Consider the following 24,703-nt stretch of genomic DNA (forward strand, 5'->3'; position numbering starts at 1 on the left):
ATGCTCCTGCTTTAATTATGATTTTTTTTGTTAAATAGTATAACTCGTAAATAGATGATATATATATTGAATTGTTGGCATGGAAATTGCTTTAATATTTAATGTAAGTAATTTAGGAGGGTAATAGATAATGAAAAAAGTAAAAGAGTTTGTTATATCAAGCATTCTGTTTACTCTATTAGTTTATTTCACAGTAGGAATTCATCACTTAGCAGTGCTAATCTAGCAATTAATATAACTATAAATTGTATATAAAAGGAGAGGTTAAAATGCTTATAATTTTAAGAGTCTTGTATTTACTATTAATAGGCTATCTAGTTTACACAATGATAAAGAGGGGTGGTTGTTGTGGCCACGGACATAGTCAAAAGGGAAATAGCTGTTGCGATGATAATGATAAAAAGAATTCAGAAAAAATGATAAGTGATAATGAGAAGACTAATTCTATCAACATTTAAAAAATAGACTATTGTTTGAAATTCAACAACTACTGTGTTAAAACTCACAACTTAGGAAGGGATAAAAATGAAAAAGAAGATAATTCTCATAGGAATTATAATTTTAATAATAATATATATAATTTTTTATGGTGCAACACATCATTTTTTCTATGGTAGCATTTGTGGAAGTGGATTAAATGGATTAAAATTACTAGTTATGTACTATATACCCCTAAGTTTGTTATTACTTTTAACATATATATTATTTAAGCAAAATAGAACTTCTACTAAGAGGTGTGAATATTGTAGAACCCATATTAATAGAGACTTAGATATATGTCCATACTGTGGGAATCATAGTGAAGGGAATGCTGAAGGATTATGATGTTGATATTAGTAGGTATATTGTTAATATCGGTTTACTCTATATCAAAGGTCCATACGTATGAACAGTGCAACTGTATTTCTGAAAAAGTTGAGCTAAAGTGTTTTAAATGTGGTGAAGATATAGAAGAAGATTATATTTACTGTCCTCATTGCAAGGAAAGACTTAAAAGAGCATGTGAAGGCTGTGGGAGGATGATTAATATTTTCTGGAGACAGTGCCCATATTGTGAGTAATAGTTTGCTAAAATTTTAGGATAAGTTAATTTTCAAAATATATTAATAAAATAAATGAAAGGAAGATGAAATATGAAAAAGTGGTTTGAAAATTTCTTAAAAAAATTAGAAGAGGCAAATAAGAAGAATTTTGGTTCAGGAAGACTTGATTGCTGCGAAGCTAATCAGAAGAGTAATGATAGTCATAAAACTAAAAAGTAAGTTTTTATATTAAAGGATTTTAAATAACATTTTACTTGAGTGTTATCTAATAAACAGATGTTTTAAATAGAGTCAGGGAGGATGAAGATAGTGGTAGAGGTATTTAAAATAGGACACTATGCAATATATTTATTTGGATTAACAATTGTATTAGGAATGATAGTTGGAATATATATTATGACCAAAGAAGCTAAAAGAAAAGGGTTAAGTGTTGACAAATTAACTGATTTAGCAATATACACTATAATTTCTGCCATAGTAGGAGCTAGACTATATTATGTATTTGCTTTTAACGCTAAGTATTATCTTCAAAATCCAAAAGATATTTTAGCCTTAAGAGATGGTGGACTCTCTATTCAAGGGGCTTTGATTTTTGGAGTACTATTTGCTCTATGGTACACAAAAAAGAAGAATATTAGCTTTGGTAAAGCAGCTGATGCTTTTGCACCTGGAATTATTATGGGGCAGGCTATAGGTAGAATAGGTTGTGATGTATTTGGAATTCCGATGACAAAAGCCTATTTCTGGGGAGTAAGTGTTAATAATCAACTACTGCACCCAGCACAAATATATGAGGCTCTTCTTAACTTAGTATTATTTACGTATTTATGGAAATCAAGAGATAAGACAAAATATAATGGTCAATTATTCATTAAATATATAATTGGTTTTTCTATAATACGAGGAATAGTAGAATTCTTTAGGATTAATCCAATTGTGTTTGGTCCATTTACTATTGCCCATGTTACAAGTTTAGGGATTATAGTTGGTGCCTTAATAATGAATAATATTTTGAAGAAACGTAATCAAAGTGACCATGTTAATAAATCAAGTGAGGCTGCTATAACACCCATCACTCACTACGTGGGAATTATTTTAATAGGTGCTATTGGAATTTGGATTTATTATTTTGTACATTAATATAAAGATTAAAATATAAGAAAAGACGAGGAGGAAATTATATGCAAAATCATAAAAATGATAAATCAAAGGAAATGAATAAGGGCACTGAAAAGAATGGACATGGACTAAAACATGGATTAATGATGATGCTTTGTTGCTTAATACCAATTTTGATAATTGCAGGTCTACCGTTATTTGGCTTCAAGGGGAGCACACCTACTTGGTTAATATTTTTGCTTATGCCTTTAATGCATGTAGGAATGATGTTTAGTATGAAAAAAGGCAAACATAAGGATTCTTTCCATGATGATAAAACCAAAGAAGTAAAGGTTAAAGTGGAAAAGTAATATGGCGAGGTTAAAAAAAGACCAAATGATATATTTTTCAGTATTTCTAATAACACTTTCCCTATTTAGTTATGAAGTTTTATTAACCCGACTATTTTCAGTGATTTTAAGCTTTAACCTAGTTTTTTTAGTAGTTTCCTTCTCAATACTAGGGAGTGGATTAGGAGGCATATTGGTCTACAGAAAGCTAAATAATGAACATGTAGATATTAGACAGCTTACATTAAAGTATGCCCTTTTTTTACCCATAGCTATAATCGGAACTATAATGCTAATATATAAGCTCCCCTATATTAGAATATTTTTCCTATATCCATTTATAGGTGTTATTCCTTTTATATTTGGTGGAGGTTTAATATCTATAATATTCAGGGAATTTGCTGAAGGTAGTTATAAGATATACTTTATGGATTTAGTAGGTTCCGCCTTAGGAAGTATTTTAATAATAAAGATCATGAATATATATGGATTTATGTATAGTTTAGTGATTATAACTGGAATCTCTTTATTTGCAGCTGTACTTATATCTATATATTTTAAATCTACTAAGATGATTATAACAAAGCTTATACTGATTTTAGGTATACTAGGACTAATATACCAACCAACAACTGTATTAAATATTGAAAAAGGATTTACATCTTACATTACAAGTCCAAATACTTTGATTAGTTACCTAAAAACAACTGATGAGAAGCCTCTGGGTATATCTTACTCAAAATGGAATGCAGTATCTAGAACAGATGTAATTGAAACAACAAATCAAAATGAAAAAACAGTAGTAACAGATGGCGGTGGATCTGCTCCAATAATAAAATTTAACGGAAATTTAAAGAGTGTTGAATACCTAAAGAATAAAACAGCTTTCTTGCCCTTTTCAATAGGTGAAAATGATAAATCATTAGTAATTGGGTCCGGAGGTGGCAAGGATATATTACTAGCTCTTTTAGGGGGAAGTAAAGATATAACAGCTGTAGAAATAAACTCATCAACGATTGAGGCAGTAAATTTATATAAAGAATTTAGTGGCGATATATATGGTAGACCTGAAGTGAAGGTATACAATAAAGATGGAAGAAATTTCATAGAAAATACAAAAGAAAATTATGACAACATATATCTTGCAATGGTTATGACTAATGCAATTGAGAATACAATGTATTCACTATCAGAAACCTATCTATTTACTGAAGAAGCATTTAAGGAGTATTTTAGTAAGTTAACAGCAGATGGGAAATTAAGCTTTATGCCCCATGATGGTTTGGATATGGCTAGAGTAGTAAATACAGGTATAAAGGTTTTAATGGAAAGTGGAGTTGATCAAAGTGAAATAACAAACTATTTTGTTATAGTCAACGGAACAAGTAAACAATATCAAAATGACCATGGTCATAGTATTATGATGCCTATGGTAATATTTAAGAAAAATCCATTTTCTGATCACGAATTATCACAGACCTTAGATATAGTCAAAAAACAAGGAAAACAAACAATACATTATCCAGGTGGAGAATATGAGTGGTTTAAACAATTAAGTGATAATGAGATTAACTACAAGGAACTTCTAAGTAAATATGGTGCTAATGTAAGTCCGATTTCTGATAATAAACCATTCTTCTATAATTATTCAAATCTGATTCCAGGAGAGATTGTTTTTTTGGGAATCGCTATGGGATTAATTTGGTTGACCGTAAGAAGAAAGTTCTTTAAAGAGAGTCACATAAAGAATGCATCAACCCATTTTATACTTATAGGTATGGCGTTTATGCTTGTTGAGATACCAATAGTACAGAAGACAAGCCTGTATCTAGGGAATCCAACATTGGCCTTTAGTAGTGTTCTTTTTAGTATACTTCTAAGTAGTGGTATAGGAAGTCTTATAAGTGGAAAAGAGATAATAAAGAAATACTTGGTAAATTCATCTGTGTATTTATTAGTAGCAGGCTTAAGTATCGTAACAGTTCTTTTTAGTTTAGACAGAGTATTTATGTTAACGAGTGACCTAGGATTGAATGCTAAGTTTTTCATTTTATTCTTGAATCTATTACCTATGGGAATATTTATGGGAATGCCATTCCCTACAGGTATAAATGCTATTAATAAAAGCATAAATGACAAAGTACTAATTCCTCTTATGTGGGGTGCCAATGGCATTTTCTCAGTAATAGGTTCAATATTAGCTATAAGTATTTCAATTAAATTTGGATTTGATACAACTATTTTTATAGGAGCTATGCTATATTTATATCTTTATATAAAAAATCCACTAAAGATACTAGCAAAGTAAAAGGATAAATATTAGTAGAAACCTGAATAGTTGTATATATGCCAAATAATGATAAAGATTGTTTTTAAAATGAGATGTGTGGTGAATAGTTCTGAAAGTTCATAAAAGTATTTTTCAAAGTACATTATTAATTAGAGAATTAAATTCTAAACTAAATCAATGGCTAGGAGATAAAATTAAAGATAATTATGTGACTGTTCCACAAATTACTCTTCTACAGTTATTATCTAGATATAATAGATTAAAGGTTTGTGAAATAAGTGAGATGATGAGTATTAAAGATAGTACTACTTCAAGAATCATTGATAGACTTGAAGATGGAAAACTTGTAACAAGATTAAGAAGTAAAGATGATAAGAGAGTAGTTTTTATTGAACTAACTAAAGAAGGGTATACAGTTGTTAATAATTTAAAAAAAATATCGATGAATCTTTTAAAGCTAAATTAAACTCAATATCTAAAGAACAAATCACTACTGTAGTTACAGGTCTTGAGATATTAAATGTAATTCTTGAAAGATAAATAATACTTAAAGGCATATAAAAAGGTTGTCATAAACTACAGATGGTTGTGGTAAATGCTACAGTGAATAAAGTGAATAAATGGATTAGTTAAAGTCTTGTGATAAAAAAAGATAGCAAGGATATATAATGATGAAAATTTACTGATATTTTGTTAGATATAATTAAGTAATAGCAAGTATTATAAAATAATTAAGCAATAAATTTATCTAAAATTTTTAGTAATCTCCTATGTTGGCATGATTGTTGCGTATTTAATAATATAAATCTAAAATAAAATTATTATAAGGAGTGATATTAGTGAAGAAAAAGAGTATAGCATTAGTAATAACAGGAGTATTAGCTATAGGTTCACTTACTGGATTTGCTTATGCTCAATCAACAGACTTGTTCAATAAAAACGTTAAATCAGAAAAGCAGGTTATGGATAAAAATATATATAAAGATATGATTAAAATAATGAAAGAAAATGGATATAAGGATGCAGCAAAGGCTATAGAAAAGAATGACTATAAAGCCATGGATGATTTCATGAATAATATGACAGATGAAGATTATAACAAAATGATAGACTTAATGGAAGAAAATGGTTATGGAACTATGGCGAAGATGATGAGTTCAATAAGTAGAGAAGAAATGCTTCAAATGCATAATTCAATGGGTGGAGCAGAAGGATGTCATTCAAACACAGACAGTGGAAATGGAATGATGGGAAGTTTTTAAGTGATCTAATAGGATATCATAACCAATTCCTAAGTACTTAGGAATTGGTTGTGAACAAAATATAATATGAAAATTAATTTTTTTTGATTAAAATATACCTGCATAGGGTATACAAAATAAATGGCACTTATAGGTGGGAAACTATATATGATTCATATAGATGTTTGTATGGGGTGTAAATCCGAAGGCTGCTGCAAATTGGAAAGTGGTATTGAGTTATATGAATTTATTAAATCATACATTTTAGAATTCATAGATTGGGAAGAAGTTGAAATTAACTTAACTACATGTAAATGTGTAGAGATATGTAATGGTCCTATAATAAAAATAAATGGACAAGTATATACTAATGTAGATAAAAATAAAGCTTTAGATATAATTAAAAATATAGTTTTGAAGAAGGAGGCATAACAAATGACACAAGAAACACTAAATATTAATGGAATGACCTGTGCATCCTGTGCAAAGGCAGTAGAAAAAAGTGTTAGTAAAGTGAAAGGTGTACAAAGTGCCACTGTAAACTTTGCTACTGAAAAGCTAAGTGTTGAGTTTGATGAATCAGTATCAATAGATGATATAAAGAATGCAGTTAAAGATGCTGGTTATGCTGCAGAAGAGGATGTAGAACTAAGAGAAGTGATAATACCTATAGGAGGTATGACATGTGCATCCTGTGCAGCAGCTATAGAGAAGGAGGTAAGAAAGCTAAAGGGAATAGAAGAGATAAATGTAAATGTAGCTACAGAAAAAGCAAAGGTACAATATAATCCCTATGCAACAAGAATTTCCGAGATAAAGGGAGCAATAAAGAAGGCAGGCTATGAAGCACTCGAGATAGAAGCGGGAGATGAAATAGACGCGGAAAAGGAAAAAAGACAAAAAGAAATGAAAACACTTTGGAAGAAATTCGTGGTATCAGCAATTTTCTCTGTGCCACTATTATATATAGCCATGGGACACTTGATAGGTCTATCACTACCAGAAATAATAGAACCATCAGTATATCCCTTTAACTTTGCCCTAGTGCAGCTTCTGCTTACAATACCAGTAGTAATAGCAGGATATAAGTTTTATACAGTAGGATTTAAGGCCTTAATTCATAGAAACCCCAATATGGATTCACTAATAGCAATAGGAACAGGAGCAGCAATACTATATGGTATATATGGGACAGTACAGATATATAATGGACATTTGGAATACTCACAAGACTTATATTTTGAAACAGCTGGAGTAATAATCACGCTGATACTATTAGGAAAATATCTAGAGTCAGTAACAAAAGGAAAAACATCAGAAGCTATTAAAAAACTAATGGGTCTACAGCCAAAAACTGCAGTAGTAATACATGAAGGAAAAGAAATGACAATACCAATAGAAGAAGTTGAAGTAGGAGACATAGTACTAGTAAAGCCAGGGGAGAAAATACCAGTAGATGGAACCGTAATAGAAGGACATACATCTATTGATGAATCAATGCTAACAGGAGAAAGTATACCAATTGAAAAACATATAGGAGATAAAGTAATAGGAGCAAGTATTAATAAAAATGGAACAATAAAGTTCAAAGCAACAAAGGTAGGTAAGGATACTGCATTAGCACAGATAATTAAGCTAGTAGAGGATGCCCAGGGCTCAAAAGCACCTATAGCAAAGCTAGCAGACGTAATATCAGGATACTTTGTACCAGTAGTTATAGCAATAGCAATACTATCAGGAATAGCATGGTATATAGCAGGGGCTACAGGAATATTTGCACTTACCATTTTTATAGCAGTACTTGTAATAGCTTGTCCTTGTGCTTTAGGATTAGCTACACCTACAGCAATAATGGTTGGAACTGGAAAGGGAGCAGAATATGGGGTCCTTATAAAGGGGGGAGTGCCTCTTGAAACAGCCCATCAAATAAAAACAATAGTATTTGATAAAACAGGAACAATAACAGAAGGGAAACCAAAGGTAACAGATATAGTAACTGAAAAGGGATATACAGCAGATGAGCTACTTGAAATAGCAGGTTCTGCAGAAAAAGGGTCTGAACATCCACTAGGAGAGGCTATAGTAAAGGGAGCAGAAGAAAAAGGACTAGAATTCAAGAAAATTGATAAGTTCATGGCCATACCAGGTCATGGTATAGAAGTAATAATTGAAGGTAAAGATATACTCCTTGGAAATAAAAAACTGATGGATGAAAAGGAAATAGAAATTACCCTACAAAAGGAATCAGACCGATTGGCAAATGAAGGCAAAACACCAATGTTTATAGCCATAGATGGAAAGCTTGCAGGGATAGTAGCCGTAGCAGATACAGTAAAAGAAAGCAGTGCAGAGGCAATAAAAAGATTGCATAACATGGGAATAGAAGTTGCAATGATAACTGGGGATAACAAAAGGACAGCAGATGCAATAGCAAAACAGGTTGGTATAGATATAGTCTTAGCAGAAGTACTACCAGAGGACAAAGCAAGTGAAGTTAAAAAGCTGCAGGATACAGGAAAGAAAGTGGCAATGGTAGGAGATGGAATAAATGATGCTCCTGCCTTAGCCCAAGCTGATGTAGGTTTAGCTATTGGATCAGGTACAGATGTAGCGATGGAGTCAGCTGATATAGTACTAATGAAAAGTGACTTAATAGATGTAGTTACAGCAATACAGCTAAGTAAAGCTACTATAAGAAATATCAAGCAAAACCTATTTTGGGCATTTGCCTATAATACAGCAGGCATACCAATAGCAGCAGGCCTTTTATATATCTTTGGAGGACCAAAACTTAATCCAATGTTTGCTGCTGCGGCTATGTCCCTTAGTTCAGTATCAGTTTTAACAAATGCATTAAGACTTAAGGGATTTAAACCCCATTAGGGTTTAATATAAATAAGCAAATTGCTAAAAGTTAGTCAAAACATCAATTATGCAATTAGCTGAATTAATAGAAATTTAAAGGAGGAAATTTAAATGAAAAAAACAATTAAAATTGAAGGAATGACTTGTGGACACTGTGCAGGTAGAGTTAAGAAGGAATTAGAAAATGTATGTGGAGTAACATCTGCAGAAGTTAGTGCTTCTGATAAAAAAGCTGTAGTTGAATTGGCTCATGAAGTTGATGATGCAAAATTAAAGGCAGCAGTTGAAGAAGCAGGATATACTCCTGTAGCTGTAGAATAGTTCACATTTCAGTAAAGACTCCTAAAGAATAGCTTTAGGAGTCTTTATTTATATTTAAAACAATATAAACTTATGTATTAATCTTAAAATATAAAATTTCAATGTATTATATCATACGATTATAGTACAAATTGCTACATAATCAAGAAAAAAATTGTTATTTTTAGGAATAAAAGAGTGAAATAGCTGGCATATAACTTGCATTATAATTTATGTAGATAGAAGAATTAATGATAATATTCTTAACATGTATATGATAATGATTATTATTGTAAATAAGGAGGCTGTATTATGGAATGTTGTGAAAACAAAACGCAGTGGTATAAAAAACTTGTTGCAGTCTTACTGGGAACTGGAGATTGTCATGGAGGCGTAAAGCAAAATACCTATGGACTTAAAAAAATTGCACTAGTTGGAAGTCCAAATGTAGGTAAAAGTGTTTTATTTAATTCATTGACAGGTGCCTATGTTACTGTATCTAATTATCCTGGAACTACTGTAGATGTTTCAAGAGGAAAAGGAAAAATAGGGCAGCAGGAATATGAGATTATAGATACTCCAGGAATGTATTCTCTTATGTGTATAACTGAAGAAGAGAAGGTAACTAGGGAATTATTATTTAAAGAGAAGCCTGAGGCTATAATCCATGTTATTGATGCTAAAAACATACAAAGAATGCTTCCTCTTACTATTCAATTGGTTGAGGCCGAGATGCCTGTTATTCTAGTCTTAAATATTATGGATGAAGCCGAGAGAATGGGTTTGAGAATTGATATAAAAAGATTAGAGTTAGAATTACAAATACCTGTTATCTCTACTATAGCTGCATTAAATAAAGGAATAAACACATTAAAGGAAAGGGTAGATAAGTATGTCAAAGTCGCTTAACATTAGCTATGATGATATAATAGAAGATTCGATAGGTAAGATTATTAGTTACCTAAAGGGAAATTATGTCTTATCCAAAAGAGCAGTTGCTCTTTTATTGCTACAAGAGGATGAAGATGTACTTGAAAAAGTACAGGACACTGAAAAAAGTAATTTTATAAAAATTAGGTTAATTATCCAAAAAACAAAAGAGAACTATGATAAGCCTTTAAATTACATAATTTCTTTGTCACGTCAAGAACTGGTACAAGAATTAACTGAAAAAGTAGTAAATAAAGAAGAAGAGAAAAATAGAAATATTTCTGATGTTCTAAGTAGACTTACTATGAATCCTATCACTGGAATACCTATTCTAATATTAGTTTTGTATTTCGGATTATATCAATTCGTAGGGGTATTTGGAGCTGGAACTATTGTGGATTTTTTAGAAGCGAATGTTTTTGAGAACTTTATTAATCCCTGGATAAATGGGCTTGTAAACAGCTATATTCCTTGGCAATGGCTAAAGGACCTACTAGCAAATGAATATGGGATAATCACTTTAGGTATAAGGTATGCAATAGCTATTATTTTACCAATAGTAGGAAGCTTCTTCCTCATATTTTCTATAATTGAAGATAGTGGTTATCTACCAAGACTTGCTATGCTTGTGGATAGAATATTTAAGAAGATTGGCTTAAGTGGACGAGCTGTAATACCAATGACGCTAGGATTTGGATGTGATACCATGGCTACTATGGTCAGTAGAACCTTAGAGACTAAGAGAGAGAGGGTAATTTCAACACTATTGCTTGCTTTAGCAATTCCATGCTCTGCACAGCTTGGTGTAATTTTAGCTCTTTTATCTGGTTCGCCAAAAGCTATGATGATTTGGGTTGCTTTTGTAGCTTTTGTATTTTTGTTTATTGGATATTTGACATCAAAGATTCTGCCAGGAGACCAGCCCAGCTTTTATATGGAGGTACCACCTCTAAGATTACCTAAGCTGTCGAATATATTATCTAAAACATACACTAGGATGCAGTGGTATTTAGCAGAAGTAATGCCCTTATTTGTTTTAGCAAGTGTACTAATATGGTTCGGTAATCTTACTGGACTTTTTGACATAATTATAGATGCTATGGGACCTGTTATGAACTGGATTGGGCTTCCTAATGAAGCAGCAGAATCATTTATATTTGGATTCTTTAGAAGAGACTTTGGAGCTGCGGGACTTTATGATTTACAAGCATCAGGAGCACTATCTCCAAGACAGCTAGTTGTAGCAGCGGCTACACTGACTTTATTTGTTCCCTGTGTTGCACAGTTCACTATGATGATGAAGGAGAGAGGGAAGAAAACTGGAATTGCTATGGCTGCCTTTATTTTCCCATTTGCCTTTGCAGCAGGCTATGTACTTAACTTAATATTAGTCACCTTTGGGGTGTTATCATGATAAAATGTAGCTTTTGTGGCTATGAATTTCAAGCAGATGAAAGTAAAATAGGTTGTTCAGGATGTCCACTTAGTGGTACATGCAATAAATATAAGTGCCCTAATTGTGGTTTTGAGATTCCTAAAGAGCCAAAGATAATTAAGCTGATTAAAAAGTGGAGGCATAAGAATGAATAAATCAATTAAAAAAGACATGACTATATCTGCTATTAATATGAAAAAGAATGAAGAAGGAATTATTGCTCAACTAAATACTAATAACAAAAATATTTTGAGGAAGTTAATGTCAATGGGCATATTACCTGGGATGAATTTAAGGGTAATACAAACATATCCTTCCTATGTATTCCAGGTTGGCTATACTCAGATTGCTGTGGATAAGGAAATTGCTTCTGTTATTTTAGTAAATACTAGTTTACAAATAAAAAATGAAGTAGACTATTAACTCACAAAATAATAAAAGTTATAGTTTACTACTTTATTATATTAATGATTTAATATGATAATTATTAAAGTTTAATCAAATTTAAGAAGTAGGTAAGTTAAAGATAAAACAGGGTAGTTCTAAATAGAGAACTACCCTGCATAAATTAAAACAAACTTAGTAATTTTACCATAGACTATATTTATATCATTTCAACAGCATCCTTCGGACATTTTTTCTCACAAACACCACAACCAATACATTTTTCTTCAATGACTTCATGAGCTTGTTTTAATTCTCCTTCAATTGCATTTGTAGGACAGTTTTTAGCACATATAGTACAACCTATACATTTGTCACTAATTATTTATGCTTTTTTCTTTTTAGATTTATCTTCCCATATAGAATTAGTAGGACATTTGTCAGCACATATACCACAATTAGTACATTTTTCATAGTCTATAGTAGCAATATTATCTTCAACATGGATTGCATCAAAGGGGCATGACCTCTCACACAATTTACATCCAATACAACCAACTACACAGCTTGATTTCACTTTCTTGCCAAAGTCTTTACTATTACAGTCTACAATAACTCTTTGACTGTAGGGAACCAAATCAATAACAGACTTTGGACAAACATCTATACATTTTCCACAAGCAGTACATTTATCTGGATTGATTTTAGCAATTCCATCAATAATTTCTATTGCATCAAAACTACAAATATCTACACATGTACCAAATCCAAGACAACCATAATCACAGCTCTTGTTTCCAGAGCCTAACTTAGCTGCTGCTCTACAATCCTTTATACCATCATATTGATACTTGACACTAGTATGACAGGTTTTGCCTTGACATATAACCCTAGCAATCTTTATTTCATCATCTGTATCTGTATCTATGCCCATAATATCAGCTACCTTTTCAGCTACTTCAGCTCCACCTACAGGACATCCATTACTAGGAGCATCACCTTTGGCAACAGCTGAAGCAAAATTATCACAACCTGGATATCCACACGCTCCACAATTCGCACCTGGTAGTACACTGCTAATTTCTTCTATTCTTGGGTCTACTTCAACTGCAAATTTCTTTGAAGCATATGCCAAACCTATGGCAAATAAAGCCCCCATGGTTCCCATACTTACTACAGAAATTATTACGACATTCATTAATTAATCACCTCCTAATTACTTAACTACATTGCTATTAATCCAGAAAACCCTAGAAACACCATTGAAAGAACACCTGCGATTAATAAAGTAATACCTGCTCCTTCAAGGGGCTCAGGGACATCTGCAAATTCTAATTCTTCTCTAATACCTGCCATTATGACAAGAGAAAGAGTAAAACCTACACCTGCTCCAAGTCCAAATATAGAACTTTCAATTAAATTATAATCTTTAATTGGTATATATAAAGCTAATCCCAAAATAGCACAATTAGTTGTAATAAGTGGCAAGAATATCCCTAATGCATCATAAAGTGATGGACTGACTTTTTTTAGAACTATTTCAACCAATTGAACTAAGGATGAAATTACTAATATGAAAGATACATACTGTAGAAATCGTGACAATCCAAAGGGGTCTAATAGATAGTTTTGAATAAACCATGCAGCAATTGCAGAAAGTGTCATGACAAAGGTGGTAGCAGCCCCCATACCAGCGGAAACTTCTACCTTTTTAGATACACCTAAAAATGGACATATTCCCAAAAACCTAACAAGTACAAAGTTATTAACTAGAGCGGTTCCAACAAAAAGTAATATTAATTCTATCATTCTCTCACCTTCCTTTAATGACAGCTTGCTTCGCTAGTTTTTTTCTTACTAAATGCGTTGAAAATCCCTAATAATATTCCTAATGTTATAAAGGCTCCTGGTGGTAAAATGAATATTATCCAAGGAGTGAAGTTTACTCCCATAACTTCTATACCAAATATTGAACCCATTCCTAACACTTCTCTAATAATTCCTAATAAAGTCAAAGCCCAAGTAAAGCCAACTCCCATACCTAGAGCGTCCATTAAGGCGTATTTTACAGGATTATTTGAGGCAAAGGCTTCTGCACGTCCAAGTATCAAGCAGTTAACAACTATAAGAGGGATAAACAGCCCTAGAACTTTTTGTATATCAGGGAAAAAGGCTGCCATGAATAAATCTGCTATAGTAACGAACGTAGCTATAACTACGATAAATGAAGGAATTCTGACTTTATCAGGTATATAGTTCTTTACAATAGCTATTATTACACTTGAGCATACCAAAACGAATAATGTAGCCAAACCCATTGCTAGACCATTAATAGCAGCATTAGTAACAGCTAAGGTAGGACACATTCCCATTAATTGACGAAATACTGCATTTTCCTTCCATAATCCTTTTATAAATTCTTTCCACATCCTCATTACTTACCACCTCTTGTTCTATAAGCATCTAGTGCTTTAGGAATAGAGTTCTTTAAAATATTTGAAACAGCATTTGATGAAATTGTAGCACCAGTTATTGCCTCTACATCCTGTTTTGCTATAAAATCATCCTCAATTGATTTTTCGTTAAATTGATCTTTGAACCAATCTTCTTCAATTCTCGCACCAAGTCCTGGAGTTTCAAGATGACTAAGTACTGTCATTCCAGTTAATTTTTCTTCTGTAGTGTCCATTCCAACCATCATTCTTATATCACCTTGAAAGCCTCCACCTTCAGCAATAAATGCTAGGCCTACTTCATTACCATTATCATCATATCCAATGAAGAGTTGGTTATTATTTTCCATAGTTTTATATGATTTTGCTTTAGGAAGTACTTCTAATATAGCTTTTTTCTGATTAGACTGAGCAATTTCATTTATCATAGGTTCAGTCCATTTAAAGGTTAAAGCTAATACAAGACCTGATATTGCACCGACTAGTAAAAGAACTACTACCATTCTTGATGTGTTATTCATTACTTTGACACCTCCCCAAATATTTTGCTCCTTGTATATCTGTTAATGAGAGGTGTTAATCCGTTCATAAATAATATGGAATAAAGAACGCCTTCAGGATATCCACCGTATACTCTAATAACTACTAGAATTATACCTGCACCAATACCAAATACCCATCTTCCCTTTTTTGTAATTGGAGTAGTAACCATATCTGTTGCCATAAAGAAAGCCCCTAGCATCAAACCTCCAGACAGAAGATGAAATATAGGATCTTGTCCTATTAACAATGTCATAAGAAATATTGTTCCTAGGTAGCTTGCAGGGATTCTCCAGTCAATACATTTTTTATATAATAAATATAGTCCACCTAGTAAAAGGAGAATTACTGATGTCTCACCAATAGAACCTCCTACATTACCTATTAGCAAATCAAAATAGTTAGTTTTAATACCTTCCATTTTTAGTAAATTAAGTGGAGTAGCACCACTTAATCCATCAACTGGATTAATCCATTCTGTCATTTTTACTGGAAAGGTTATTAGAAGAAAGGCTCTGCCTACTAAGGCAGGGTTAAAAATATTTTGACCTAGACCTCCAAAAACCATTTTTCCTAATCCAATAGAAACTACGCCGCCAACTATTGCAATCCAAATTGGAAGAGTTGGGGGTAAGGTGAGTCCAAGTAAAAGGCCAGTCACTAAACCACTCCCATCTTTAAGTGAAATAGTTCTATTTCTTACCTTTTGAAATATTACTTCCGTTATTAAAGATGAAGTAATAGTGGTTAATAATATTATTAGAGACTTAAATCCAAAATAGTATATTCCAGCTATCGTTGCTGGCAGAAGTGCTATAACTACTGTTATCATAATCTTTGTTATATTGTCATTATCTCTAATATGTGGAGAGCTACTAACAACTAATTCTTTATCTAGCATTTATTAAACCTCCTTTATTTACTTCGTTTCTTTGCTAAAATTTCACCCTTGACCAATCTTATTCTTTGTACTAAAGGTCTCTTTGCAGGACATATAAAAGAACATGACCCACATTCTATACAATAGAGGGCATTATATTCTTCCGCCTCATCCCATTTTGATTTTTGTGAATAATTTGCTATTTTTATTGGTAATAATCCTACAGGACATACATCTACACATCTAGCACATTTGATACATGGCTGTTCAATTTCAGAATAAGCATCAAATTGATTTATTACCAAGATACCTGAAGTCCCCTTTATAACTGGCACTTCGGTAGTATATTGTGCAAATCCCATCATTGGACCACCACTAATAACCTTTCCTGGTACACCTGAATAGCCTCCACATTGCTCAATAACTTCTTTAAATGGTGTTCCGATTTTTACAATCATGTTACTAGGTTGAACTATTCCATTTCCTGTTACAGTAACTATGCGTTCAATCAATGGCATACCTTTTTGTATGGAATCAGCAATTGCAGAAGCAGTACCTACATTATTAACGACAATTCCTACATCCATAGGTAATGCTCCAGGTGGGACCTTCCTACCTGTAATTGCATCAATTAATCTCTTTTCACCACCCTGTGGATACTTTGTCTTTAAAACTGCATCCTGAATTGATGGTTCATTTGCTATTATTTTTTTTATATTTTTGATAGCATCTGGTTTATTATCTTCGATACCAATAATTCCTTTATTTACATTTACTGCTTTCATAATTGCCTTAAGTCCAAAAACTACTTTTTGTGGATGCTCCACCATCAATCTGTGGTCAGAAGTTAGATAAGGCTCACATTCTGCACCATTTAATATTACAGTATCAATTTTTTTCTCTGGTGGAGGAGAAAGCTTTACATGAGTCGGGAAGGTGGCACCTCCCATACCAGTAATACCTGCTTCTCTTATTATTTCAATGATTTCTTTACTAGTTAGATTATTAATATCACCCATTGGTTTTACTGTGTCACATATTTCATAACTATCATCAGATTCAATAACTATTGTTTTGACTTTTGAACCAGTTGGTGTAGGAAAATCTATTATATTTTTTACTGTGCCAGATACACTTGAATGTATAGGGACTGATACAAAAGCTTGTGAATCTCCAATTTTTTGGCCGATTTTCACCTTGTCCCCAGACTTAACAATGGGGTCGCATGGAGCTCCTATATGCTGTTGTAGTGGAATATACACTATTTTTGGTGGAAGTGCTTGCGTCAAGCTTATAGATTCAGTCAACTCTTTTGAATAGGGTGGGTGAATCCCACCTTTAAAACTGAAGGTTTTATCTTTCATTTTTTCACTCCTTTATTTTTAATGAATTAGCATATTGTATACTGCATACAACATATGAGAAAAATATAATAAGTAGCTAATAATATATATACGCATATTTCATACCAAAATAAAAACTGTTATAATATGCTATTTCTCTAAAAAATGAATTAGATAAGTGTAGCAAAAGGCTCATGTAATGTGGCATTGTAAACATCTGCAGACTTGCATCTGAAACTTTCCGCTTAAAAGAAGAGAATTAATTATATACTTTTGATAGGTTAATAAGATTAATATTTGGAATATATTCATCTAGAAAGAGATAATAAAACTCTAAGTAAATATGTAATCAGAATTTTAAATATTTAAATTTTCGTATTCTTATACTTATTATGTTTGAAAGATATTATATTTCAATATAGATTACAATTTGGCATGAGTATTGCTATGTATAATTAGTATAGATTTTTAGAATTTTTTATAAGGAGGCTTATAAGATGAGTCAAGAACAGAAACAACAATTAATTGATAAATTAGATGAGATGATAAAAAATAATGGAGGATATGTGAAGTTCTTTGAAATCTGTAAAGAAGTTGATGAACTAATTAAATAAATAAAAATTAATTACTAACATAGATATTGATTATATCTTATTAATAAGGACTAAATATATAAGTATTTAATTTAATTAAAAGATAACCTATAGCAAGGAAAAATAAATATGTAGCTAACAACACAACAGGAGTAGTATATGCTACACTTTTTAAAATATAGTTTTTTAAAAATGTAATATCCCAAAGGATAGAGGTGTTGGATAAGCAGTAGTGTATAAAAATTACTATTAAAGTAGATTGTGGCATAGATATTGCTTATATATTTAAGTAACATAATGTTGGAGATCCCCCTTCGATATTATGATAATAAGCTAGTGAATTAATTCACTAGCTCTATTTATATGTAGAATTATGTGGAGGTATATTATGAATAGATATGAAAAACAAATTCTTTTTGCTGAGATAGGTGAAGAAGGGCAGGAAAGATTAAAAGCATCTAAGGTTATAGTAATAGGATGTGGAGCTCTTGGAACAGTAATATGTAATTCACTGGTACGAGCGGGAGTTGGTTACATAAAAATAGTAGATAGAGACTATATAGAGATTTCAAATCTTCAGAGGCAAACATTATTTGATGAAAAAGATATAGCTGATCACCTACCGAAATCAATTGCTGCTAAGAAGAAACTTGAGCTTATAAACTCAGAAATTATAATTGAAAGCGAAGTAATAGATGTAAACTCTAAAAATATAGAAAAACTCTGTAAAGATATGGATTTAATACTAGATGCAACAGATAATTTTATATTAGATATTTGATTAATGATATATCTATAAAGCTAGACATACCTTAGATATATGGTGGAGTAATAGGAAGTACAGGAGTGTTAAGTCCTATAATACCAGGTAAAACTCCATGTTTTAGATGCTTTATGCCTGAACCCCCTTCTTCAGGAACCATAGATACCTGTGATACCATAGGAGTATTAAATGGTATAACAAATATAATTGCATCATATCAGTCAACTGAAGCATTGAAAATACTAACCCAGAAGACTAAAAATTTAATCGAGGGATTACTATATATAGATATATGGGATAACAATTTTGAGGTAGTAAATCCAAGTAAAAAAAGTAAATGTAAGGCTTGCTCAGATAAAAACTATGAATTTTTAAATAGAAAAGATGAAGATGCAGTTCATCTTTGTGGTAAGAATAGTATACAGATTAATCCTCTAAATAAAGAAGTTTCAGTAGAGCATATAATGAACAAGCTTAAGAGTATAGGAGTTAATCCACAGGTTAATAGTTTCTTTATAAGATTTGAAATTGATGATATTATATTTACATTATTCTATGATGGGAGAGCTATAATAAAGAATGTTACAGAGCTGAATAAAGCTAAATCATTATATGCACAATATATTGGATATTAATCTAGATATAAGTACAAAAACTGAAGTTTATTAAATTACTTAATTTTAATAAAAAGGTCTAGCCTAAAAGCTAGATCTTTCTTGTTTGATAGTTATAGGATAATCAAATTTCTTAATATAAATAAATTGATTAAATTTGGGTAATTTATAAATAAGTAAAATAATGAGAGGAGATATACTATGGAAATAAAATATGAGGTTGATACAAATAAATCATTTGAAGAAGCTGTAGAAAGCTTAAAGACTAGTCTAAGCAACAATAGCTTTGGAGTGCTATGGGAATTGAATTTCAAAGATAAACTAAAAGAAAAAGGATTTGATTTTGACCACAACTTTAAAATATTTGAGGTGTGCAATCCAAGGCAAGCTAAAGAAGTACTTGATAGACATATAGAAGTGGGTTATTTTCTACCCTGTAAGATAGTTATATATGACAAAGGAAATACAGTGAAAATTGGTATGGTAAAACCTACACAACTAATAAACATGTTAGGTGATCAGGAATTAACAAGTGTAGCTACTGAAGTAGAGAATGAACTTAAAACTGCTATAAATATGGCAGCAAATTAGATTTACAATAAATTTATTTATATGTATAAAGACTCTAGTAGTATATACTACCTAGAGTCTTTAATAATGCTTATTCTTGAGTAATTATTATAACACCATTTACTAAACCATAAACATTACCTGATAATGTTCTACCGAGCTCAGATGCAATTTTTTCTTGTGCTTTTTTATCAAGAGCAAGAAAGGTAGGGGCACTTGAATGAACCACTAGTTTTTCATCTAATGTTACAATGGCTAATATGCTTCTGGTTGGACTCTCTTTCATTTAAAATCTCCTTTAACTATTCTTGTTATTAGATTTCTTATTAATTTCAAGTAATGGAACATTGTATATGATCTCTTTAATCCTACTAATATCCTTAACAATAGGAACGATAACCAAAGCTAAATCTCCATTATCAAAGTTTCGGCGAGTTTCCACATATCTTTCAAGACCCAGTAATCTTGAGCATTCATGAGCGATAGCTTTTCTTTGACCACTATGGTTTAAAATTACCATTTCATTTTCTCCAACTGGCTTCATTATTACACCAATACCGTTCTTTAAAATCCTTTCCTTAGTTGCAGATAAACCAATATTCATTACGTAAATATCACCAACATATAGATTGTTACCATCTCTAAACTCTAGTGGGGCCTCGATTATAGTTATTATATCCCTTAATGTATAGCCCTTAGTGTAGTTTTTGAGGAGTACAGTAACAATAAAGCCTAAAATAACGGCAAAAGGAATTATAATTAGATTCTTCTTTGTAAAGGACCTAATAATGAAGGCAGAAGAAGTAACACTCAAAGACGAAATCATAACAATATAATTTCTTGCTTCAAAGGTTTTAGCGATACCATCAATATAAGATTCTCCTCTAGGTGAATAACTATCCCTTTCAAGAGAATGGAGAGTATCTTTCTCCATTTTTCTAATATCTCGAAACTGTTGTATTGCTAATGCAAGAAAGGTCACAGCAACATAGTTTTTTCCAAGTAAAGCTGGATAGGCTACGGAACCCATAGCAGCTGCAATAAACCCTGTAGTTAGATGAATCAGATATCCATTAGGGAATGTAGGGTATTGTCTTACATCACCTCTGAGCATCCACCACCTACTAATAAACCCAACAAGTATGCCTGTAAAAATAAAAAGCAAAACATGTGATTCTAAAAGATGACCTTTATCCATAAACATTCTCCTAGTTAGTATTTATAGTTATTTTTTACTAGACTCAAAGTAATATACAATTTGTGAATCAAATTAAATAAAAAATTAAGCAATCTAGATATATAAAATATTGTAATAATGATAATAATAAATGAGAAAATAGATCAATAATTATGGAGGTGCATTTTAATGGGTTTGGTAGGAAATGTAGGAAATGAGAATATGCAAGCTTGTATCGATGAATGTAAAAAATGTCTTCAGGCTTGCGAAGAGTGTTTAACACTTTGCTTGAATGAAGAAGATGTTAACAAAATGGTTACTTGTATTAAGATTCTGAGAGACTGTATTGATATTTGTGATTTAGCAATGAAGTTTATGTCTAGAAATAGTGACCATGCAAAACATGTATGTAAAGAATGTGCTGAGATATGCGAGATATGTGCTAAGATTTGTGATGAAATGCAAACTAGTCACTGTACAAAATGTGCAGAAATTTGCCGTCAATGTGCAGCTGAGTGTAGAAAGATGATATAACTAAATATCTCTAAACGATGAGTTATGTACTTAAAGATTGAGTAGTTTTAAATATTTAATCAAAGTTTACAAATAAACTAGTAAACAGGCTTTTTAGTAAAATAATAGCAACCCCTATTGAATAGGAGTTGCTATTATTTTTAAAACACATATAGTGTTTCAATAAAAAGATACATTTTAACCGGTAAGAATCTATTCAATTAATAAAAGGTTAATTTAAATATATAATATTGTAGTTATCGGTTATAATTTAAAATCATTTTCTTTCCACTCAAAACTTCTTTTAACAGCACCAGCTACATTAGTCATATTGATATTTATATTTGATAGATTAACTGTATCTGTAAGGATTGGAACTATTATTTTTCCAGATATATGATGTCCTACTGGAGGTGCATCTGGAACCCACTTAATACTAGAATTGTCTATAAGAGTATTATTAATCTTTATATAGATTTTTTCATCTAAATCAGTTTCATCTATATCATAACTATGGGTTGTCATATATATATTAAATACGTAGTTATCTTTAGTTAAATCTGTTTTTTCAAAGGGATTAGCAAAAACAACGTCTATAATTACATCATTCTTATCATCACTTTTCATATATTTAATATTTTGCTCTATATAAATATCTTCGGATTTATATAGATCTTCTGTTAACAAATATGTATTGATTACATTATCTGAAGGATTTGCAATATCTCTAGTAGTAACATTATCCTTTAGCAATTTACTTTCGTTAACTAACTCTTTATTATTTATAGACTTTGGTTTATCATTAATAAATTGCTGAGCTTTCCTAATTGCAATTTGATGTTCAGGGTCTACCCGATTAGTTCCATGAGTTTTGCTTTTAAGAAAATGCACATCAAAGTGTCCATTCATGTTGTTATCCTTTATAAAGTCAGAACCATGGGGCATACCAGCCATCGAGGCAGGAAGTTTTAAATTGCCTACTTCAACAATTATAGCTCTTCTATTCCAAGACCATTTATTACCAAATATCTTCTTCATAATTATAGTATCTTCTTTAGCTAATGTCTCAGTATCAGAATGATTTGTACCATATGTCCTTTTGACGTTGAATGACTTACCCGTAGCTATATCTATTATCTTAAATTCAGTACCTCTAGGGATAATATCTTTTATTTCATTAAACCATGACAACTCATTAATTAAGGGAGTACTAGTAAATCCTCTTGATACAGGAGTGTTGATAGTTTTGCTTAAAAGAGTTTGAGATGTTTTTGGTCCAACAATACCATCAGGTTTTAAACCGAGTGCAGTTTGTGCAGATAATACTGCATTTCTAGTAATATTACCAAAATAACCTGTTGCAGTATAGTTGAAATAACCAAGGTCAGATAATTTTAGCTGTAATTCTTTTACTGCTTGTCCTCTCATACCTAACTTTAATGTTTCATAATTAGATGTTTGACTTACAGCATGAGCATTTATTAATGTAGTTGATGGGAATAGCAGTGCTACACTTATTATACTTGTGATGATTTTCTTCTTCTTCATAAATACCTCCCAAAATAAAATATACATGCAATATACCAAGATATATTTAAGCAAATTATATGCCAAGTATAAATGATGATATATTGAAGTGTTTCATATTATGGTTGAATTATTTGATACAGAACTTGTATTATATGGCACAAGTATTATCTTAATATCCTATTTAAATTAAAATAATATACTGAAAATGATATGAAAATGGTTGGTATAGATATTGCTAATGTTATTATATATACAAAATATTATAAAAGAAGGAGGTATTATAATAATGAATAATGTTGGGATTTATATTCAAAGTTTCAAATCTTCGAAAAATAATATATCTACAAAAGGACAATATGGAAAGCATGCACATAACGGACGGCATGAAGGTATGATGAATAAGATGAAAGAGAGCAAACATGATTACTCCTGTAATAGAAAAACTATGGAACTATCAATAAATAAAAAAACAGGAAATAACATAGATGAAAATATTTAGTTAATAATTGTAATAACTATAGAAAAGATTTTTCATTTAAACATCAAATAGACTACCAGATAAGAATAGAGGTATTAATACATGAAAAGATCTAAAAAGATACTAATGAATATATTGAAAGCCATTTTGGTTATTTTTCTTCCTATTGCTATATTACTTACTGTGGTACAATATTATGCATTTAATAAGGACTTCTATTTAAAAGAATACTCCAAGTATGAGGTTTCTGAGTCTACAGGAATTAGTAACGAGGATTTGGGAGAAATTACGAATAGATTACTAGATTATTTAAAGCAAAATGAAGAAGATCTGAACATTAGGGTTTTAATTAATGGTAGTATGGAAGAAGTATTTGGAGAAAGAGAAAAACTCCATATGGTAGATGTTAAAGAGTTATTTATTAAGGGGTATATACTTAAAAATACGAGCATTATTATGAGTATAGTTTCAATACTAGGAATTATTATATTCTCTAATAATAAAAGAAAAGACATATTTCAAGTTATATATTGGGCAAGTGGTATTCCACTTATACTAATGCTAACACTATTTATTTTAATAAAGACTGATTTCTACAAATATTTCACGTACTTTCATAAGATATTCTTTACTAATGATTTATGGCTCTTAAACCCTAAGACAGATATATTAATTCAATTAGTACCCTTAGGATTTTTCACAGATATATCAATAAAAATTTTAATTTTATTTAGCTTGATACTGATATTTCTAATTATAATATCCATATACTTTAGCAAGTCTCTAAGACATAATTGAATATATAATAGAAATTATTAATTTCATATATATATATATGTATATCAAGGAGTTAGTTCATTGTTTTTACTATGAACTAACTCTTATTTTGAAAAAACTTATTACTTTTAAGATGCATTTAATAAAATATGAAACACCAGCCAATTATCAATATTATCTATTATCATTAGTATGCTTTAGAATTCAAATGAGACTTAATATGTATTAATGAGCACTCAACAAGGTGCTTGTTTTTTTATGTATATAAAAAAGCTCAAAACTTTAAAGTAGAAATTGAGAAAGTAGCGAGGGAGGAGTTGGGTAATGAATACCAGTTTGAAAAGGATGATATTATCTATACTAACAATAATACTATTGGAGATCGTATAAAATATAGGTATTTGGCCTGACTTCATGTTTCCATCACCGATGATGGTATTTAATACTCTTAAAGATTGTTTAATGGATGGAACATACTCTATTGTATTATTGTATAGTTTAGGACAAGATAACAGAGTTTTAGCTATAGTTCATGA

At 31.0% G+C, this 24,703-nt stretch carries 32 protein-coding genes; 22 read left to right on the forward strand and 10 right to left on the reverse strand.

Annotated features, from left to right (window positions below; all coding sequences use genetic code 11):
• The first annotated feature begins 269 nt into the window (after positions 1-269).
• The 16 genes from JMO20_RS05730 to JMO20_RS05800 all read left to right on the forward strand — a co-directional run bounded on the left by JMO20_RS05730 (position 270) and on the right by JMO20_RS05800 (position 11,975).
• Positions 270-458 (forward strand): hypothetical protein, encoded by a 189-nt coding sequence (locus tag JMO20_RS05730; protein WP_202708569.1) that lies wholly within the window; start codon positions 270-272, stop codon positions 456-458.
• A 67-nt stretch (positions 459-525) separates the two neighbouring features.
• Entirely contained in the window at positions 526-825 is a 300-nt protein-coding gene (locus tag JMO20_RS05735; protein ID WP_202708570.1) for a hypothetical protein, read from the forward strand.
• 2 nt (positions 826-827) lie between these two features.
• Entirely contained in the window at positions 828-1,061 is a 234-nt protein-coding gene (locus tag JMO20_RS05740; RefSeq protein WP_202708571.1) for a zinc ribbon domain-containing protein, read from the forward strand.
• A 72-nt stretch (positions 1,062-1,133) separates the two neighbouring features.
• Complete coding sequence (locus JMO20_RS20290; protein ID WP_279380057.1) at positions 1,134-1,262, forward strand: LDCC motif putative metal-binding protein; 129 nt, start codon at positions 1,134-1,136, stop codon at positions 1,260-1,262.
• A gap of 90 nt (positions 1,263-1,352) precedes the next feature.
• Positions 1,353-2,183, forward strand: a complete 831-nt coding sequence (gene lgt, locus JMO20_RS05745) for a prolipoprotein diacylglyceryl transferase (protein ID WP_341533983.1) — start codon at positions 1,353-1,355, stop codon at positions 2,181-2,183.
• Between the two features lie 41 nt (positions 2,184-2,224).
• A complete protein-coding gene (locus tag JMO20_RS05750; RefSeq protein ID WP_243414639.1) occupies positions 2,225-2,512 on the forward strand; it encodes a hypothetical protein in 288 nt (95 codons plus the stop codon).
• Between the two features lies 1 nt (position 2,513).
• Entirely contained in the window at positions 2,514-4,799 is a 2,286-nt protein-coding gene (locus JMO20_RS05755; protein WP_202708573.1) for a spermine/spermidine synthase domain-containing protein, read from the forward strand.
• Positions 4,800-4,989: 190 nt separating this feature from the next.
• Positions 4,990-5,247: a MarR family transcriptional regulator gene (locus JMO20_RS05760; protein WP_202708574.1), complete on the forward strand. Its 258-nt coding sequence runs from the start codon at positions 4,990-4,992 to the stop codon at positions 5,245-5,247.
• 373 nt (positions 5,248-5,620) lie between these two features.
• Complete coding sequence (locus JMO20_RS05765; protein WP_202708575.1) at positions 5,621-6,043, forward strand: hypothetical protein; 423 nt, start codon at positions 5,621-5,623, stop codon at positions 6,041-6,043.
• Positions 6,044-6,190: 147 nt separating this feature from the next.
• Positions 6,191-6,454, forward strand: coding sequence for a (2Fe-2S) ferredoxin domain-containing protein (locus tag JMO20_RS05770; protein WP_202708576.1), 264 nt, complete (start codon positions 6,191-6,193; stop codon positions 6,452-6,454).
• Positions 6,455-6,457: 3 nt separating this feature from the next.
• Complete coding sequence (locus JMO20_RS05775) at positions 6,458-8,905, forward strand: heavy metal translocating P-type ATPase (RefSeq protein WP_202708577.1); 2,448 nt, start codon at positions 6,458-6,460, stop codon at positions 8,903-8,905.
• 93 nt (positions 8,906-8,998) lie between these two features.
• Entirely contained in the window at positions 8,999-9,208 is a 210-nt protein-coding gene (locus tag JMO20_RS05780; protein WP_202708578.1) for a heavy-metal-associated domain-containing protein, read from the forward strand.
• Between the two features lie 291 nt (positions 9,209-9,499).
• Positions 9,500-10,096 carry a FeoB small GTPase domain-containing protein gene (locus tag JMO20_RS05785; RefSeq protein ID WP_202708579.1) on the forward strand — a complete coding sequence of 199 codons (597 nt, stop codon included), beginning with the start codon at positions 9,500-9,502 and terminating at the stop codon, positions 10,094-10,096.
• Complete coding sequence (locus JMO20_RS05790; protein ID WP_202708580.1) at positions 10,080-11,531, forward strand: ferrous iron transporter B; 1,452 nt, start codon at positions 10,080-10,082, stop codon at positions 11,529-11,531. Before JMO20_RS05785 ends, JMO20_RS05790 begins: the two co-directional genes overlap by 17 nt.
• Positions 11,528-11,707 (forward strand): hypothetical protein, encoded by a 180-nt coding sequence (locus JMO20_RS05795; RefSeq protein ID WP_202708581.1) that lies wholly within the window; start codon positions 11,528-11,530, stop codon positions 11,705-11,707. The genes JMO20_RS05790 and JMO20_RS05795 overlap by 4 nt, the downstream gene beginning before the upstream one ends.
• A complete protein-coding gene (locus JMO20_RS05800; protein ID WP_202708582.1) occupies positions 11,700-11,975 on the forward strand; it encodes a FeoA family protein in 276 nt (91 codons plus the stop codon). Before JMO20_RS05795 ends, JMO20_RS05800 begins: the two co-directional genes overlap by 8 nt.
• 181 nt (positions 11,976-12,156) lie before the next feature.
• Here the strand turns inward: JMO20_RS05800 and JMO20_RS19980 are convergent, their stop codons facing one another.
• Genes JMO20_RS19980 through rsxC form a run of 7 tightly spaced genes read right to left on the reverse strand, consistent with a single transcriptional unit; the run spans position 12,157 to position 17,173 of the window.
• Complete coding sequence (locus JMO20_RS19980) at positions 12,157-12,321, reverse strand: 4Fe-4S binding protein (protein WP_341533992.1); 165 nt, start codon at positions 12,319-12,321, stop codon at positions 12,157-12,159.
• Positions 12,322-13,134: an RnfABCDGE type electron transport complex subunit B gene (locus tag JMO20_RS05805; protein ID WP_243414640.1), complete on the reverse strand. Its 813-nt coding sequence runs from the start codon at positions 13,132-13,134 to the stop codon at positions 12,322-12,324. It abuts the gene before it with no gap.
• A gap of 26 nt (positions 13,135-13,160) precedes the next feature.
• The gene (rsxA, locus tag JMO20_RS05810) at positions 13,161-13,745 is read right to left on the reverse strand and encodes an electron transport complex subunit RsxA (protein WP_207753445.1); all 585 of its coding nucleotides are present in this window, start codon (positions 13,743-13,745) and stop codon (positions 13,161-13,163) included.
• A gap of 14 nt (positions 13,746-13,759) precedes the next feature.
• Complete coding sequence (gene rsxE / locus JMO20_RS05815) at positions 13,760-14,371, reverse strand: electron transport complex subunit RsxE (protein WP_202708583.1); 612 nt, start codon at positions 14,369-14,371, stop codon at positions 13,760-13,762.
• Positions 14,371-14,910: an RnfABCDGE type electron transport complex subunit G gene (locus tag JMO20_RS05820; protein ID WP_202708584.1), complete on the reverse strand. Its 540-nt coding sequence runs from the start codon at positions 14,908-14,910 to the stop codon at positions 14,371-14,373. The genes rsxE and JMO20_RS05820 overlap by 1 nt, the downstream gene beginning before the upstream one ends.
• Positions 14,910-15,830, reverse strand: coding sequence for an RnfABCDGE type electron transport complex subunit D (locus tag JMO20_RS05825; protein ID WP_202708585.1), 921 nt, complete (start codon positions 15,828-15,830; stop codon positions 14,910-14,912). Before JMO20_RS05825 ends, JMO20_RS05820 begins: the two co-directional genes overlap by 1 nt.
• A 14-nt stretch (positions 15,831-15,844) precedes the next feature.
• A complete protein-coding gene (gene rsxC, locus JMO20_RS05830) occupies positions 15,845-17,173 on the reverse strand; it encodes an electron transport complex subunit RsxC (protein WP_202708586.1) in 1,329 nt (442 codons plus the stop codon).
• A 960-nt stretch (positions 17,174-18,133) separates the two neighbouring features.
• Here rsxC and JMO20_RS05835 point away from each other — a divergent pair.
• From JMO20_RS05835 to JMO20_RS05845, 3 genes are all read left to right on the forward strand, one after another.
• Entirely contained in the window at positions 18,134-18,526 is a 393-nt protein-coding gene (locus tag JMO20_RS05835) for a ThiF family adenylyltransferase (RefSeq protein WP_202708587.1), read from the forward strand.
• A gap of 35 nt (positions 18,527-18,561) precedes the next feature.
• Positions 18,562-19,143 (forward strand): ThiF family adenylyltransferase, encoded by a 582-nt coding sequence (locus JMO20_RS05840; RefSeq protein WP_341533993.1) that lies wholly within the window; start codon positions 18,562-18,564, stop codon positions 19,141-19,143.
• A 180-nt stretch (positions 19,144-19,323) separates the two neighbouring features.
• Positions 19,324-19,713 carry a DUF302 domain-containing protein gene (locus JMO20_RS05845; RefSeq protein ID WP_202708589.1) on the forward strand — a complete coding sequence of 130 codons (390 nt, stop codon included), beginning with the start codon at positions 19,324-19,326 and terminating at the stop codon, positions 19,711-19,713.
• A gap of 70 nt (positions 19,714-19,783) precedes the next feature.
• Here the strand turns inward: JMO20_RS05845 and JMO20_RS05850 are convergent, their stop codons facing one another.
• Together JMO20_RS05850 and JMO20_RS05855 are read right to left on the reverse strand one after the other, a co-directional pair.
• Entirely contained in the window at positions 19,784-19,978 is a 195-nt protein-coding gene (locus JMO20_RS05850; RefSeq protein ID WP_202708590.1) for a capping complex subunit for YIEGIA, read from the reverse strand.
• 12 nt (positions 19,979-19,990) lie between these two features.
• Positions 19,991-20,890 carry a YIEGIA domain-containing protein gene (locus JMO20_RS05855; RefSeq protein WP_202708591.1) on the reverse strand — a complete coding sequence of 300 codons (900 nt, stop codon included), beginning with the start codon at positions 20,888-20,890 and terminating at the stop codon, positions 19,991-19,993.
• A gap of 168 nt (positions 20,891-21,058) precedes the next feature.
• Here JMO20_RS05855 and JMO20_RS05860 point away from each other — a divergent pair, with 168 nt between their 5' ends.
• Complete coding sequence (locus JMO20_RS05860; protein ID WP_202708592.1) at positions 21,059-21,403, forward strand: four-helix bundle copper-binding protein; 345 nt, start codon at positions 21,059-21,061, stop codon at positions 21,401-21,403.
• A gap of 243 nt (positions 21,404-21,646) precedes the next feature.
• Here JMO20_RS05860 and JMO20_RS05865 read toward each other — a convergent pair whose 3' ends face one another.
• Complete coding sequence (locus JMO20_RS05865; RefSeq protein WP_202708593.1) at positions 21,647-22,930, reverse strand: peptidoglycan-binding domain-containing protein; 1,284 nt, start codon at positions 22,928-22,930, stop codon at positions 21,647-21,649.
• Positions 22,931-23,198: 268 nt separating this feature from the next.
• Here JMO20_RS05865 and JMO20_RS05870 point away from each other — a divergent pair, with 268 nt between their 5' ends.
• On the forward strand, positions 23,199-23,411 hold the full coding sequence (locus JMO20_RS05870) for a hypothetical protein (RefSeq protein WP_202708594.1): 213 nt from the start codon (positions 23,199-23,201) through the stop codon (positions 23,409-23,411).
• Positions 23,412-23,492: 81 nt separating this feature from the next.
• A complete protein-coding gene (locus JMO20_RS05875; protein WP_202708595.1) occupies positions 23,493-24,188 on the forward strand; it encodes a TIGR01906 family membrane protein in 696 nt (231 codons plus the stop codon).
• Positions 24,189-24,703 lie beyond the last annotated feature (515 nt).

It is taken from the genome of Sporosalibacterium faouarense, assembly GCF_016765695.1.
GTDB lineage: Bacteria > Bacillota > Clostridia > Tissierellales > VENL01 > Sporosalibacterium > Sporosalibacterium faouarense.